The sequence below is a fragment of the Methylobacterium terricola genome (genome assembly GCF_006151805.1).
Taxonomy (GTDB): domain Bacteria; phylum Pseudomonadota; class Alphaproteobacteria; order Rhizobiales; family Beijerinckiaceae; genus Methylobacterium; species Methylobacterium terricola.
Map to the genome: position 1 here is coordinate 78,818 of NZ_VDDA01000010.1, position 15,330 is coordinate 94,147.

Annotated in this window: 11 protein-coding genes; 10 read left to right on the plus strand and 1 reads right to left on the minus strand. The window is 72.9% G+C overall.

Annotated features, from left to right (window positions below):
• Positions 1 to 6 precede the first annotated feature (6 nt).
• From FF100_RS20650 to FF100_RS20660, 3 genes are all read left to right on the plus strand, one after another.
• On the plus strand, positions 7 to 1,026 hold the full coding sequence (locus FF100_RS20650) for an ABC transporter ATP-binding protein (protein WP_139037626.1): 1,020 nt from the start codon (positions 7 to 9) through the stop codon (positions 1,024 to 1,026).
• Between the two features lie 91 nt (positions 1,027 to 1,117).
• Positions 1,118 to 1,450 carry a (2Fe-2S) ferredoxin domain-containing protein gene (locus FF100_RS20655; RefSeq protein ID WP_139037627.1) on the plus strand — a complete coding sequence of 111 codons (333 nt, stop codon included), beginning with the start codon at positions 1,118 to 1,120 and terminating at the stop codon, positions 1,448 to 1,450.
• Entirely contained in the window at positions 1,447 to 2,505 is a 1,059-nt protein-coding gene (locus FF100_RS20660; protein ID WP_246102188.1) for a lysylphosphatidylglycerol synthase domain-containing protein, read from the plus strand. Before FF100_RS20655 ends, FF100_RS20660 begins: the two co-directional genes overlap by 4 nt.
• A gap of 214 nt (positions 2,506 to 2,719) precedes the next feature.
• On the opposite strand, the gene FF100_RS20665 is transcribed toward FF100_RS20660, so the two are convergent.
• On the minus strand, positions 2,720 to 3,256 hold the full coding sequence (locus tag FF100_RS20665; protein ID WP_139037628.1) for an ankyrin repeat domain-containing protein: 537 nt from the start codon (positions 3,254 to 3,256) through the stop codon (positions 2,720 to 2,722).
• 347 nt (positions 3,257 to 3,603) lie between these two features.
• Here FF100_RS20665 and FF100_RS20670 point away from each other — a divergent pair, with 347 nt between their 5' ends.
• The 7 genes from FF100_RS20670 (at position 3,604) to FF100_RS20700 (ending at position 15,288) form a co-directional block, all read left to right on the plus strand.
• Positions 3,604 to 5,880: a bifunctional diguanylate cyclase/phosphodiesterase gene (locus FF100_RS20670; RefSeq protein ID WP_342779017.1), complete on the plus strand. Its 2,277-nt coding sequence runs from the start codon at positions 3,604 to 3,606 to the stop codon at positions 5,878 to 5,880.
• Positions 5,881 to 5,976: 96 nt separating this feature from the next.
• The gene (locus tag FF100_RS20675) at positions 5,977 to 7,602 is read left to right on the plus strand and encodes an alpha-D-glucose phosphate-specific phosphoglucomutase (protein ID WP_139037630.1); all 1,626 of its coding nucleotides are present in this window, start codon (positions 5,977 to 5,979) and stop codon (positions 7,600 to 7,602) included.
• Positions 7,603 to 7,932: 330 nt separating this feature from the next.
• Positions 7,933 to 8,928 carry an endonuclease domain-containing protein gene (locus FF100_RS20680; protein WP_246102190.1) on the plus strand — a complete coding sequence of 332 codons (996 nt, stop codon included), beginning with the start codon at positions 7,933 to 7,935 and terminating at the stop codon, positions 8,926 to 8,928.
• Positions 8,925 to 9,575 carry a hypothetical protein gene (locus tag FF100_RS20685; RefSeq protein ID WP_139037631.1) on the plus strand — a complete coding sequence of 217 codons (651 nt, stop codon included), beginning with the start codon at positions 8,925 to 8,927 and terminating at the stop codon, positions 9,573 to 9,575. Before FF100_RS20680 ends, FF100_RS20685 begins: the two co-directional genes overlap by 4 nt.
• A 26-nt stretch (positions 9,576 to 9,601) precedes the next feature.
• Entirely contained in the window at positions 9,602 to 12,937 is a 3,336-nt protein-coding gene (locus tag FF100_RS20690) for an ATP-binding protein (protein WP_139037632.1), read from the plus strand.
• Between the two features lie 148 nt (positions 12,938 to 13,085).
• Positions 13,086 to 14,087 carry a PAS domain-containing protein gene (locus FF100_RS38385; RefSeq protein WP_139037633.1) on the plus strand — a complete coding sequence of 334 codons (1,002 nt, stop codon included), beginning with the start codon at positions 13,086 to 13,088 and terminating at the stop codon, positions 14,085 to 14,087.
• A gap of 160 nt (positions 14,088 to 14,247) precedes the next feature.
• Positions 14,248 to 15,288 carry a histidine kinase gene (locus FF100_RS20700; protein WP_139037634.1) on the plus strand — a complete coding sequence of 347 codons (1,041 nt, stop codon included), beginning with the start codon at positions 14,248 to 14,250 and terminating at the stop codon, positions 15,286 to 15,288.
• The last annotated feature ends 42 nt before the right edge of the window (positions 15,289 to 15,330 follow it).

The window sequence follows — 15,330 nt, forward strand, 5'->3', positions numbered from 1 at the left end:
GCACCCATGAACGCACCATCGAAAGTGCCCTTGCGCGCCGACGACGCCGCGACCTCCGACGCCCTGATCGAGGTCCGCGACCTCACGGTCGATTTCCTCGGCGGGCGAAAGCCGGTCCGGGCGGTCGGTGGCGTCGATTTCTCGATCCGGGCCGGCGAGGCCCTGGCGTTGCTCGGCGAATCGGGCTCCGGCAAGTCGGTGACCCTGCGCGCCCTGATGCGGCTCCTGCCGGAATCCCGCACCCGGATCGGCGGCCATCTCCGGGTCGACGGGCACGACGTGCTGAGCCTGAAGCGCCGGGCGCTCTCGGCCTATCGCGGCGGCACCGTCGCGATGATCTTCCAGGATCCCGGCCTCGCCCTCGATCCGGTCTACCGCATCGGCGACCAGATCGCCGAGGCCGTGATGCGCCACGAGGGCGTCTCCCGCGCCGCCGGCCGGGCGCGGGCGCTCGACTTGTTCGAGCGCGTCCACATCCCCTCGCCGGCCCGCCGCCTCGACGCCTATCCGCACGAGATGTCCGGCGGCATGCGCCAGCGCGCGATGATCGCGCTCGCGCTCGCCTGCCGGCCCAAGGTGCTGCTCGCCGACGAACCGACCACGGCGCTGGACGCCACGGTGCAGATCCAGATCCTGCTCCTCTTGCGCGAGCTGCAGCGCGACCTCGGCCTCGCGGTGATCTTCGTCACCCACGATGTCGGCGTGGCGGTGCAGGTCGCCGACCGGGTGGCGGTGATGTATGGCGGCCACCTCGTCGAGGTCGGGGCGAGCGGCGCGGTGATCGGCACCCCGGCCCATCCCTATACCCGGGGGCTGCTCGCCTCGCGCATCACCCCCGATTCGCCGAAGGGCGTGCGGCTCGCCACCATTCCGGGCTCGCCGCCGGACCTCGCCGACCCGCCGCCCGGCTGCCCGTTCGAACCACGCTGCAGCCTCGTCGTACCGGCCTGCCGCGAGCGCCTGCCGGTGCGGGTCGCGGTGTCGCCGGGCCATGCCGCGCGCTGCGTGCGGGTGGGCGAAGCCTGATACGACGCCGCGTCATGCCACGTTGCGCCAGATCCGACCGGAGGTTAACTCCGGGTCGACGATCGGGCAGGCAGCGGGAGACCGGGACGCGGTGAGCAAGGCGGCGGTGACGAAACGTGGGCCGGCCAAGGCGGCGACGGCGCCCTTCGCCGAGATCGTGATGGTGTGCGCCAAGTGCGCCAAGCGCCAGGGCCTCGGTGCCAAGGCAGTCCGGGGCGGGCTGAAGCGCGCCCTCAAGGCGGAACACCGCGGCCGCAAGGTGCGGGTGGTCGAGACCGGGTGCCTCGGCCTGTGCCCGAAGCGCAGCCTGACGCTCGCCACCGCCGGCTCCCTCGGCGCCGGCCGCCTGCTGGTGCTGGATCCGGCCCTCGACCCCGCGGCGATGCTCGACGCCCTGCTGCCCGCGCGGGCGGAGGGGCCGTGACGGCGCCGGCCTCCGCGGCGCGCCCGGGATTCGGACGCCGGCTGCTGCGGCGGGTGCCGCTCCTCGGAGCGGCCTTCGGCGTGGTGCTGGCCCTGTGGCTCGTCGCCTCGAACGATGTCGGGGCGGTGGCGGACGCCTTCGGGCGGGTCGGGATCCTCGGCATCGTCGCGGTGGTGCTGGTGCGGGTCGCGATCATCGCCCTGTGCGGGCTGGCCTGGGCCCGGGTGCTCGCCGGGCTCGTCGCTGTCGGCGCCGGGCCGTTCGTGGTGCTGCGCTTCGTCCGCGAGGGCGTCAACGTGCTGCTGCCGGTCGCCTCGGTCGGCGGCGAGGTCCTGGGGGCGCGGCTCCTCACCTTCTGGGGCGTCGCGGGTGCGGCGAGCGCCGCCGGCATCCTGGTCGACATGTTCTTCCAGGTCGTCACCCAGGCCCTGTTCGCGCTGACCGGCGTGGTGCTGCTGTCGCGGATCGAGGGCGAGCAGGCCGCGACGCTGGCGGCCTGGTGCACCAAGGGGCTGGTCCTCACCGGCCTCGTGCTCGCCGCCTTCTTCGCGGTGCAACGCTACGGCGGCGCCGCCTTCGTCGAGCGCCGGGTGACGGCCCTCGCCCGGCGCTTCGCCGCCGAGGGCGGGACGGCGCCGCCCGGCGGCGGCGTGCAGGCGGCGCTCGACGCGGTCTGGGACCGCCGGCGATGGTGGCCCCTGATGCAAGGGATGCTGCTCCACCTCGCCGCCTGGTTCCTCGGCGCCCTGGAGATCTGGATCGCGCTCCAGTGCATCGGCATCCAAGGGGTGACCCTCGCCGAGGCGGTGGTGCTCGAATCCCTGAGCCAGGCGATCAAGTCCGCCGCCTTCCCGGTCCCGAGCGGGCTTGGCGTGCAGGAGGGCGGCTTCGTGCTCCTCGGCAGCCTGTTCGGCATCGATCCGCACACGGCCCTCGCCCTTTCCCTGGTCAAGCGGGTGCCGGACGTGGTGCTCGGCCTGCCGGGATTGATGGCCTGGCAGGCAATCGAGGCCCGCCGCGGGCTGGTGGCGAAGGCGGTGCCGCCGGGGATCTAGCGCGCCGAAGCTTGGCTTCTGGCCGCACCATCGTCGAGGTGCGCCGACGTCGTCCCGCGGCCGCGCAGCGGAACCCGGGATCCATCGCCGCTGACGGTTCAAGGCCGCTCGGCCCGCCTGCCGCCGCGTCCGGCCGCGCCGGCGATGAGTCGATCCGTGCGCCGCGTGACCTGAGCTGGCCCAGGTGATCGGCCCAGACCCACGAAGTGGGTTCTCACCCCGCCACCGCCCGGGCCAGCAGGTCCGGCGTATCCGGGGCGTTCATCGCCCGCGCCGCGGTTTCAGCGGTGTGGCCGCCGGCATCGCGGCGGGCCGGGTCGGCGCCGCGGGCAAGCAGCGTCTCCACCATCTCGACCCGATTGAACATCGCCGCTGTCATCAGCGCGGTGCGGCCGTCCGGACCGGCACCGTCGATGGCCGCGCCACCGTCGAGGAGAGCCAGCACCACCGGCATCGCTCCCTTGAACGCCGCTGCGGCAAGAGGGGTCTGGCCGCGGTCGTTGGCGATCTCCGGATCGGCCTTGTGCGCCATCAGCACGCCGACCGTCTCGACATGGCCGTGGTAGGCGGCGAGCATCAGCAGCGTGTCGCCCTTGTCGTTGCGGAGGTTCGGCGGCAGGCCCATCCCGAGCAGGTCCGACAACTCGGCGTGATGGCCGAGCCGGGCGTACTGGAACACCCGGCCCGCGAAGGCGATCGTATCCTCGTCCAGCGTCGGCAGCGCCGTCGCGCCCGGCTCCTCGTTCTGCATCGCACTCGCGTCCGTTCCGTCGGGTTCGTCTCGTTCGTCCCGGGCCCGGATATCGGGCGGGAGGGTCGGATGCCAAGAGGTGCCCGAGGGCGGCCGGCGGCGAGAGGCGACACCCGCACATCGTGCGGCAACGCATTAGCACCGCATTCACTACGCGCCCTGGAAAGAGCAGGGACAGTGCAAGTGTCGCATGGATGTTAGCACTGGTTCGGGCACTTAAACGGCGAGAGCGGGCCTTAACGCGAGACGCAGTCGTGACAACCCTCTACAATTGCATTATTGGAAATCACGACCTCAAGTTAGTTTTTCTCGCGGCGGTTGTATGCAACCTCGCAGCTGCGACCAGCTTGACACTCCTCGATCACGCCCGGGTGAGCACCGGCAAGCCGCGCCGGCTCTGGCTCCTCACCGCCGCCCTGGCGGGCGGGACCGGGATCTGGGCCACCCACTTCATCGCCATGCTGGCCTTCTCGCCCGGGATCGCCTCGGCCTACGACCTCGGCCTGACCGGCCTATCCCTGATGATCGGGATCGGCATGACGGCGGGCGGCTTCTGGATCGCCCTGCGGCCGGGCCTGCCCGCTGCGGCCTGGATCGGCGGCGCGCAGATCGGCCTCGGCGTCGGCGCCATGCACTTCACGGGCATGGCGGCCTTCGAGGTCGCCGGCCGCGTCGCCTGGGATGCCGGCCTCGTCGCGGCGGCCCTCGCTGCCGGCGCCGGGCTCGGGAGCCTGGCGCTCGCCACGACCCTGCGGGACGGCTCGGTTCGGGTGAAGCTCACCGGCGGGCTCCTGATGGTCGCCGGCATCTGCGGCCTGCACTTCACCGCGATGGCCGCCGCCGTGATCGTGCCGGACCCGTCCGTCGCCCTGTCGGGCACCGCGGTGCCGGCGGAGATCCTGGCGGTGGCGGTGGCGCTCGCCAGCAGCACGATCCTGGTCCTGGCCTTCGCGGGTCTCTGGTTGCACCTGCGCGACGAGCGCCGCACCGCCCTGGAGAGCGACCGGATGCGCGGCCTCGCCAACGCCGCCGTCGAGGGGCTGGTCGTCTGCGACGGCGACCGCATCGTCACCGTCAACGACAGCTTCGCCGATCTCGTCGGCGTCGCCGCCGAGGCGCTCACCGGCGCGGCCCTGTCGGATTTCCTCGGCGGGGCGGCCGCCCCGCCATCGTGCGACGCCGAGATGCCCGAGGCGCCGCTGCGCCGGGCCGACGGGGTGACGATCCCGGTCGAGGTGATCCGCCGCGTCATCGATTTCGCCGGCCGGCCGCACGCGGCACTGGCGGTGCGCGATCTCCGGGCGCGCAAGCGCGCCGAGGCGCGCATCGCCTATCTCGCCCATCACGACGCCCTCACCGGCGCACCGAACCGCACCAGCTTCAACGAGCGGCTGGCACAGGAGATCGCGCTCGCCCGGGCCGCCGGCCGGCCGCTCGCCGTGCTGTGCGCCGATCTCGATCGGTTCAAGGAGGTCAACGACCTGTTCGGCCACGCCGCCGGCGATGCCCTGTTGCGGGCTGTCTGCGCGGCGATCACCGGGGTGCTCGCCCCCGGCCAGATGCTCGCGCGGCTCGGCGGCGACGAGTTCGCCGTGCTGGCGCCGAACCTCGACGCCACCGCCGCCGAGGCCCTCGGCGAGGCGATCCTCGCCGCCCTGCGCCAGGCCGAGACCGGCCCAGCCGGAGCCATCGCGGCAGCGAGCCTCGGCATCGCGCTCTTCCCGCATGACGGCGAGGACCCCGAGAGCCTGATGGTCCAGGCCGATACCGCCCTCTACCGCGCCAAGCAGGAGGGCCGTGGCCGCCTGCGCTTCTACGAGGCGCGGATGGGCCTGCAGGTGCGGGAGCGGCGCCAGATCGAGCACGACCTGCGCCACGCGGTCGAGCGCGGCGAGCTCAAGGTGTTCTACCAGCCCCAGACCCGCATCGACAGCGGCGAGGCGGTCGGCTTCGAGGCGCTGCTGCGCTGGCAGCACCCGGAGCGCGGGACGGTGCCGCCGAACCTGTTCATTCCGATCGCCGAGGAGACCGGCAGCATCCTGCCCATCGGCGAGTGGGTGCTGCGCGAGACCTGCCGCGAGGCAGCCACCTGGGAGAAGCCCCTGCGCATCGCCGTCAACGTCTCGGCGGTCCAGCTCCACGCCCCGGGCTTCGCGGAGCTGGTCCACGAGGTCCTGTTCACCACCGGCCTCGCTCCCGCCCGGCTCGAGCTCGAGATCACCGAGACGGCGCTGATCCGCGACCTGCCGCGGGCGCTCGCGACCCTGCGGCGGATCAAGGCGCTGGGGGTACGGATCGCGATGGACGATTTCGGCACCGGGTACTCGTCGCTGTCGAACCTGCGCGCCTTCCCGTTCGACAAGATCAAGATCGATTCCTCCTTCACCCGCTCGGTCGATACAAGCGAGCAGGCCGCCACCATCGTGCGCACGGTGCTGGGCCTCGGCCGGGGCCTGGGGCTCCCGGTCCTGGCGGAGGGCGTCGAGACCTCGGCCGAGCTGGCCTTCCTCGGCGCGGAGGCCTGCCACGAGGCGCAAGGCTACCTCCTCGGCCGCCCGGCGCCGATCGGCGCCTTCGGCCACCTCACCGCCGGCCGGCTGCGGGCGGCGGAGGATGCGGCCTGAAACGGGCCGTGCGGGTTGGCAGGCGGCGGCTTGAGGCGGCATAAGCCTGGCCGAGGGGCCGCCCCCGGCCCTCCCCGCTTACCGAGACGAGACCCCATGACCGTCAAGGCCGTCGCCACGCAGCCCTTCCCCGACCAGAAGCCCGGCACCTCGGGCCTGCGCAAGAAGGTGCCGGTCTTCCGACAGCCCCATTACGTCGAGAACTTCGTCCAGGCGATCGTCGACTGCCTGCCGGACCGCGCCGGCACCACCCTGGTGATCGGCGGCGACGGACGCTTCCTCAACCGCGAGGTGGTGCAGACGACCCTGAAGATCGCGGCGGCGAACGGCTTCTCGCGCCTCCTGGTCGGCCGCGGCGGCCTGCTCTCGACCCCGGCGGCCTCCTGCGTGATCCGCAAGTCCGGGGCGATCGGCGGCGTCGTGCTCTCGGCGAGCCACAATCCCGGCGGGCCCGATGGCGATTTCGGCATCAAGTTCAACGGCCGCAACGGCGGCCCGGCGCCCGAGCCGGTGACCGAGGCGATCTTTGCCCGCACCAAGGTCATCACCGAGTACCGCATCGTCGAGGCCGACGACATCGACCTCGACACGCTCGGCGACGTGCGCCTCGGCGAGGCCACCGTCACGGTGATCGATCCGGTCGCGGACTACGCCGCGCTGATGGAGACGCTGGTCGATTTCGGGGCGATCGCGGCCCTGTTCCGCTCCGGCTTCCGGATGCGCTTCGACGCGATGAGCGCCGTGACCGGCCCCTACGCGGTGGAGATCCTGGAGCGGCGCCTCGGTGCCCCCGCCGGCACGGTGGTCAATGCCGAGCCGCTGCCCGATTTCGGCGGCCACCACCCGGACCCGAACCCGGTCCACGCCGCCGACCTGATGGCGCTGATGACCGGCCCGGACGCACCCGATTTCGGCGCGGCGTCCGACGGCGACGGCGACCGCAACATGATCGTCGCCCCCCACCTCTTCGTCACCCCGAGCGACAGCCTGGCGATCCTCGCCGCCCACGCCCATCTGGCGCCCGGCTATCATGGCGGCCTGGCCGGCGTCGCCCGCTCGATGCCGACGAGCCGCGCCGCCGACCGGGTCGCCGCGCGCTTGGGCATCCCGGCCTTCGAGACCCCGACCGGGTGGAAGTTCTTCGGCAACCTGCTCGATGCCGGGCGGATCACGCTGTGCGGCGAGGAGAGCGCCGGCACCGGCTCGAACCACGTGCGCGAGAAGGACGGGCTGTGGGCGGTGCTGCTCTGGCTCAACCTGCTCGCCGCGACGAAGACGCCCGCCGATCAGGTGGTGCGCGACCATTGGGCGACCTACGGCCGCGACTACTACGCCCGCCACGATTACGAGGAGGTGGAGAGCGCCGCCGCCGAGGGCCTGATGCGCGCGCTTCGCGAGACGCTCGCCGGGCTGCCGGGGCGGAGCGTCGGCGGTCTGACCGTCGAGGCCGCGGACGACTTCGCCTATACCGACCCGGTCGACGGCTCGGTGACGGCACGCCAGGGCGTGCGGATCCTGTTCCGCGAGGATGCCCGCGTGGTGTTCCGGCTCTCGGGCACCGGCACGGTCGGGGCGACCCTCCGGGTCTATCTCGAGCGCTTCTCGAAGGACCGACTCGATGCGCCGACCGCCGAGATGCTGGCCCCGGTCGTCGCCGCCGCCGAGGCGATCGCCGGGATCGCGCAGCATACCGGCCGCACCGAGCCGTCGGTGGTGACGTAGGTCCCTCGACAGCCCTCCCCGTCGCGGCGCAGGGCCGTCCGGGGACACCAGATGGCGTGGTTTCCTCCTCTCCCCGACGGATCCCGGGATCCGTCGGGGAGAGAAGAGGGCCCGTGCCTCGTCTGACACCCAACTTTCCCCGGCCAGCCCTCTCCCGCAGAGGAAGGAGGGTTGAGGCCGAGCCGGTCCCGCGTCACGGAAAACACCCTTCCACCGCCGCCGGCCACACAACCCCCTGGCCAAGACCGGCAACCTGTGCTGGATATCCCTGCGTCACTGCCGTGGAACGCCCCGTGCGTCGTCGGCCAAGCCCGGGGATGCGGTCTCATCTTGCGCAGGTCCGGAGAGAGCACAGCCACCGGCCGGCCGCGGCTGACGCCGGAGGCGTTCGCCGAGCGTGTCGGCGCGCTCGGGCCCGGCGGGCGGATCGCGGTGATCGGCCTGACGCGCGACGGCGTCGGTGACGCGCTGGCGGCGGGCGAGATCGGCCGCGGCGTGCTGCTGGTCGCCGCCGGGGAGGCGCGCCACCCCCGGGCGGTGATCGACCGCCTGCTCGACGACCTCGCCGATGTGGCGCTCGCCCGCTGGCCGGACTGGCCGGAGCGGGACGGGACCGCGCCCGACGTCTCGCATCCCTGGCTCAAGGCGGCGGCGAAACGCGCGGCGGCCGGGCTTCGGCCGCGGTTCCGGCGGGTGGCACCGGCGCTCGAATTCGGCCAGCTCCTCCAGGCGATCGAGGCCGCCAGCGTGATCCTGGTGGCGGAGGTCGATCCGGCGGCGCCGGCGCGGGCCGCCCCGGTGATCGAGGCGCTGGAATGGTGCGCCGGGCACGGCGCCGCTTGCGTCCTGGCCCTGCCGGCGGTGCCGCCCGACGCCCCGCCCTACGACCGGATCCTCTACGGCGCCTGCGAGATCGGCCGCGCCGCGAGCCCGGCCGCCGCGCGCTTCATCCCGTCGCGCTCGCGGGCCCACCCGGCCAGTGCGAGCGAGCAGCGGGTCGAGGCGGCGCTCGCCCGGGACCCGGAACTCGCCGGCCTGTTCACCGGCAACGAGGTGGTGACGGTGAAGGGCGACGGCCGGCAGCCCCGGGTCGACCTCGTCTGCCGGGAGCACCGCGTCGTCGTCGAGATCGACGGGCCGGAGCACCAGGGCAACCCGAAATTCGCCGAGGACCGCCACCGCGATTACGAGTTGCTGGTCGCCGGCTACCTCGTGCTGCGCCTCACCAACGCGCAGGTCGCCGACGACCTGCCCTACGCGATCGAGAAGATCCGTCGGGTCGTCCGGCTGCGCCGCCCCATCCCCGCCGGAGAGACGATCCGATGAGCGAGACGCCGACGCCGGCCCAGGCGCTGATCCTCTGGCGGCTGCTTGGCCGGCAGGGCACCGCCCTCAACAACGAGATCGCGCCGAAGAAGGCCGAGCGCGACGCCCTCGCGAAGGCCGGGATGCTCGCGGTCGAGAAGGAGGGCCGCTCCTCGCGCCTGACCGTGACCGACAAGGGCTGGAACTGGGCCGGCACCCACCTCGGCGAGCCCCTGCCGCCGACGATGCGGGTGCTGCAGGACTGGCTGACGCGCCTCCATCACCATCTCGCCGCCACCGGCGGAACGCTCGCCGAGTTCGTCGGCCCCGCCCCCGAGCGAGCGCCGCCGAAGGCGAAGCCGACACCCTCCCCCCGCCCATCCCCGCGCAAGCCGGGCCCGCGCCAGCTTCGCGCCCGGATCGCGAAAGCGTATCTCGCCTGCACCGGCGGGCAGACGGCGAAGGCCGTACGCCTCAGCGCCCTGCGGGCCGCACTGCCCGACCTCGACCGTGCCACCGTCGATGCCGCCCTGGCGGCGATCCTACAGGACGACGAGACCATCCGGCTCACCCGGATCAGCGACCCGAAGGCCCTCGACGCCGCCGAGCGCGCGGCCGCCTTCAGCCCCGCCGGCGAGCCCTTCCACGAGATCTGGATCCAGGCATGAGCAATCCTGGCATGAGCAATCCTGGCATGAGCGACGCCCTCGACGCCCTGCGCCGCATCAACTTCGATTGGGTGCGGACCCTCGACAGCGTCTGGCTCGACGCCGAGCCGACCGGCGCCCCCAACGAGGCCCTGGTCCCCAGGGTCGTCGGCGCGCTCCACGCGCCCGGTGCCCGCCCGCCGGGCCGGGTGCTCCTCGGCGAGCCGGGCATCGGCAAGACCCACCTCGTCGGCCAGATCCGGCGCGAGGTGTGGGCGAGCGGCGGCTGGTTCGTGCTCCTCGACGTGCTCGGGCTCACCGATTTCTGGCGCAGCGCGGCGCTGAGCTACCTCACCGCGATGATGCACCCGATGCCGGACGGGCGGCGCCAGTCCGACGCGGTGCTGGCCGGGGTCGCGCGCCGCTTCCGGGTCGAGGAGCAGGTCGAGCAGGCGTTCAACACCCCCAACATCGACACGCGGCGGATCGTCGATCTCCTGGTCAGGGCGCTGATGCACGTCGATACGGGGCGGGCGCTCAAGCACCAGGACGTCTTCCGCGCCCTGTGCCTCCTGCGCTCGCAGGACCTCGCCGCCGTCGGGCTCGCCCATGCCTGGCTCCAGGGCTACGAGGCGGACCCGGTCGCCCGCGCAGGCCTGGGCTTCACCACCCCGCCCCCGGCCCCGATCGACCTCGTGCGCGGCATGGCCTGGATCATGGGCCTCAGCGGTCCGACCCTGGTCGCCGTCGACCAGATCGACGGCGTGGTCGACGCGACCCGCCTGACGCTCGACGACGATTTCGACGCCGGCCCGGGCCTCGCCGAGATGCTGGCGGCGGGCCTGATGGAGCTGCACGAGGGCGGCGGCCGCGGCATGACCCTGGTGACCTGCCTGCCGGAATCCTGGCGCCGGCTGGAGGAGCGCGGGCTGAAATCCGCCTTCGACCGGTTCGAGCCGCCGATGCTGCTGACCGGCCTGACCAAGCCGGCCGCGGCCTTGGCGCTCATCCGCGGCCGTCTTGCCCCCGCCTATGCCGAGGCCGGCTTCACGCCGCCCTTCCCGACCTGGCCGTTCAGCGAGACGGCGATCACCGTCGCGTCCCGTGCCGCGATGCGGCCGCGCACGCTGCTGATGCGCTGCGACGCCTTCCGGCGCGACTGCCTGGCGAACGGCACCGTCGCCGTCTGCGACACCCTCAACGAGCCCGGCGCGAAACCGCCCGCGGCCACCATCGAGCCGCCCTTCGACCTCCCGGGTGCCATCCGCGCCGCCGACATCTCCGGCATCCTCGACGACGAGGAGACCGGGCTCGGCGAGCTCCTGCGCGCCGCCTTCGACCTCTACGCCCTGGAGGACGACCCGCACGACGAGGTCGACGTGGTGAGCAAGGGCGAGCCCGAGCAGCGGCTGCCGCCGTTGCACGGCCGGCTGACCTTCCTCCACCGCGACGAGAACGACCGCGAGCGCCACGTCTGCTACCGTGCGTTGCTCCAGGCGAATCCGATCGCGTTCCAGGCCCGGCTGCGCGCCGCGCTGACCGCCTCCGGCATCTCGACGAAGATTCCGGGCCGCGAGTTGCTGCTGGTGCGGCGCGGCCCGGTGCCGGCCGGCGCCAAGACCGAGACCCTCGTCGACCGGTTCCTGGCCGCCGGCGGCAAGCTGATCGACCCTTCGGACGACGACCTGCGCACCTTCGTCGCCCTGCGCAACGTGCGCGACGGCGCGGTGCGGGACGGCGAGATGGACCGGTTCGAGCGCTGGATGCGCGATACCCTCCCGGTGCGCGGGACCGAATTCTTCCGTCGGATCGGCCTTCCGGGGGACGGGACGGCAGTGGAGCCGGCGCGCCCGCGGCGCGGGCGCACGCCCCTGCCTCCGCTGCCACCCCGGCAGCCGAGGATCGAGGCCGATCCGTCACCCGGATCCTCCGAGGACCCGGTCTCTCCCTCACCGCGGAGCGGTCCGGCCGCCCGCGCCGCCGCGATCCGTGCCGCCACGAGCCACCCGACGGAGATGCGGACCCCCGCGCCCTCCCCGGCTGGCGAGCCGGCCGCGCGTGGTCCCGCCGGCATCGCGACGCCCGCGGCCATCCCGCCCGATGCGGGCGCCGGCCACCGCGGCGCTCCAGCATCGCCCGGCCCCGATGCCATCCCGGTCGGCCACCGCCTCACCCCCGAGGCCCCGCCGGTCGCCCTGCCGCTGCGGCTCTTGCCGCGCCACACCGCGATCATCGCCGGGTCCGGCTCGGGCAAGACCGTGCTGCTGCGCCGCCTGGTCGAGGAGGCGGCGCTCGCCGGCATCCCGGCGATCGTGGTCGATCCCAACAACGACCTGTCGCGCCTCGGCGACGCCTGGCCGGAGCGGCCGGAGCGGTTCACGCCGGAGGATGAGCGCAAGGCGGCGTCCTACGCCGAGCGGGTCGAGGTGGTGGTGTGGACGCCCGGCCTGCATGCCGGCAACCCGCTCTTCCTCTCGGTGATGCCGAATCTCGCCGGCAGCGACGACCGCGACGAGCGGGCCCAGGCGATCGAGATGGCGACCGAGACGATCGGGCCGCTCGCGGGCGCGACCAAGACTCTGCAACGCGGCGTGCTGGCCGACGCGCTCCGGGCCTTCGCGGCGCGGGGCGGCGGCACGCTGGCGGCCTTCACCGCCATGCTGGCCGACCTGCCGGACGGCACCAGCCAGATCGGCAAGGCGCAGAGCCTCGCCGCCATCATGGCGGACCAGCTGCTGGCGGCGGTGGCCACCAACCCGCTCCTGCGGGTCGAGGGCGCGGTGCTCGATCCCGCCCGGCTGTTCCACGGCCAGGACCCGGCCCGCACCCGGGTCTCGGTCGTCAACCTGTCGGGCCTCGCCTCGGAGGCGGCGCGGGAGGATTTCGTCAACCGGCTGCAAATGGCGTTGTTCGGCTGGATCAAGGCGCATCCGGCGCCGCGGGGCCTGCTCTACGTCGTCGACGAGGCCCAGACCTTCCTGCCCTCGGGCCGCACGCCGCCGAGCCTCGGCAGCGGCATCAAGCTGGTGGCGCAGGGCCGCAAATACGGCCTCGGGATGATCGTGGCGACGCAGGTGCCCAAGGGCATCCACAACCAGATCGTGTCGAACTGCACGACCCAGTTCTTCGGCCGCCAGAGCGCCCCCGCCACCATCGCGGCCGCCCAGGAGATCATGGCGGCGAGCGGCGGGGCGGCGCCCGATCTCGGCCGGCTCGGAGCAGGCGAGTTCTACTTCGCCACCGAGGGCTCGGGGAAGCCGGCCAAGCTGCGCACGCCGCTCTGCCTCAGCCACCACCCGGCGAACCCGCCGACGCCCGAGCAGGTCGCCGACCGTGCCCGAGCCTCTGCCGCAGCGGATGGCGGGTCGGTGTCTCGGCCGTGACCCAGGGAACGGCCGTTTTCACGGTTATACTCGTCACGGGGTATCTTGAGCTGGTGGGAAAATTTCCTATGGTCGGCGCTCGAAAACCGCAGGCCCGGTCGTCGCGCGAATGGATACCGAACACCTCAAGATATTCTCAAGCAACTTGATGTATTCGATCGAGGAGTGCGGCCTGGCAGGCGGCTGGCAATGGTCGCTCCTGTCGGGCGAGCAACTCTGGTCGCCGGGCTTCTTCAGGCTTCTCGGGCTGAGGCCGGACGTCGTGGCCCCCTGCTACGATCTCTTCATCGATCTCGTGCATCCCGACGACCGGATGCGGCTGGCCGCTCCGGAGGCGGTCGCGCACGGCATCGTCCTGCCGCGGGCGACCGTCCGGGTGATCCGGCCCACCGGCGAGATGCGCATCCTCTCGGTCCTGTCCGAGATCCGCGCCTCGCCGGAGGGTCGGCCGCTCGCGATGACCGGGGTCGCCCTCGACGTCACCGACCGCGAGCGGCTGCGGCTGTGGCAGGCCGCCGAGAAGCGCCGCCGCGAGGTGCTCTACCTGACCTCCTACACGGCGTCGTTCTTCGTCGGCCCGGACCTCGTCCACGAATTTCCCGGCGAGGTGGCGCAGGTCCACGGTCTGACCCGGGAGGAGCTGCAGTTCGACCCGTTCCTCATGACCGTGCCGGAGGACCGCGTCGCCCTGCGCGACCGGGGCTGGGAGCGGCACGACCGCCAGCTGCCGTTCCAGGCGATCTCGCGCGAGCGCCTCGCCAACGGCGAGCTGGTCCGGTTCCGCCTCCTCGGTGTCCCGGTCTGGGGGGCCGCCGGCGATTATGTCGGATGGGCCGGGATGAAGTACCCGATCCACGCCTCCGGTGCGCCCACGGTGGCGCCCCATGCCTTCACGGAGAACGGCGTGCGGCGCGGCCTCGAACAGGCGGTGCGGGGCCGTCACCTGCGCGCGGCGCGGGGCCTGCTCGACTGGTCGATGTCGACGCTCGCCGAGGCCGGCGGCCTGTCGCTCTCGACGGTGCGTCGCCTCGAGGAGGAGGCCGAAGGCCAGGGCTCCCGCTCCCGCCACAAGGCCGTGGACGCCCTGCGCAAGGCAGGCATCCGCTTCATCGCCATGGAGGACGGCTCGATCGCGCTGGCGAAGATCTGAGGCGCGGGAGCCGCCCTCCTCCCGCGCGACGACGATCCGGGCCCGGTGAGCCGAGCTAACCGTGACGCGCGGCGCCACGGCTTGAGGCCGCGGCAGGATGGTCTAGGACGGGGCCGATTCAACCGTCCCGCGATGATCATCAGCCTCGACCGCATTGCGAATGAACGCCGTCGACCTGAAGTCCTGCTCCTCCCCCTACCTGCATCTGATCGAGGAATGCGGATGTGTCGGGTTCTGGAGCTGGTCCTTCGCCTCCGGCGCACAGTATTGGTCGCCCGGCCTGCTCCGGCTCCTCGGGGTCAGCCCGTCATCCGGAGCGGCGGGCTATGATCTCCTGGTGGACCTGATCCACCCGGAGGACCGGACGCGGCTGGCAAGCCCGGGTGAAGTCCTGCAGGGCTACGTGTCGGCGCCGGCCCGGGTCCGGCTGATCCGCCCGACCGGCGAGCTGCTCAACGTCTCGATCCTGTCCGAGCTTCACGTCTCGCCGGAGGGCCGGCCGCTCATGGCGAGCGGGGCCGTCCTCGACGTGACCGAGCTCTCGCGGTTGCGGCGGATGCAGGCGATCGAGCAGCGCCATCGCCAGGCCCTCTACCGAAGCACCTACAGCACGACCTATGCGGTGAGCGCGGACCGTCTCCACAGCTTCCCGAGCGAGATGGCGCAGGTGCACGGCCTGTCCCTGCACGAGATCAACGACGATCCGTTCGTCATGGTCGTACCGGAGGAGCGCGCGGCGTTCCGCGAGCGGGCCATGGGCGTCCACGACCCGCAGACCCGGTTCCAGGGAATCTCGCGCGAGCGCCTCGCCGACGGCGAGGTCTGGCGCTTCCGCATCATCGGGGTCCCGCTCTGGGACGGAGCAGGGCGCTATATCGGCCGCGCCGGGATGAAGTATCCCGTCCATGAATCCGGGGCGCCGGTCCAGGCGCAAGGGGCGCCGCAGGACGGCCGGATCCGCCGCGCCCTCGAGCAGACCGTCCACGCACGTCACCTGCGGGCGGCGCGAGCGATGCTCGACTGGTCGATGGCGACGCTCGCGGCGGCGAGCGGCCTGTCGCTCTCGACGGTTCGGCGTCTCGAGGACGATGCCGGAGGCAGGATCGACGAATCCCGCCACAGGGCGGTCGCGGCCCTGCGCCGGGGCGGAATCCGTTTCATCGCCATGGATGACGGGACATTGGCGCTGGCCAAGACCTGAACGCCGGAACGGGCGGAGCTGGCCCCGCCCGTCGCCGGTTTC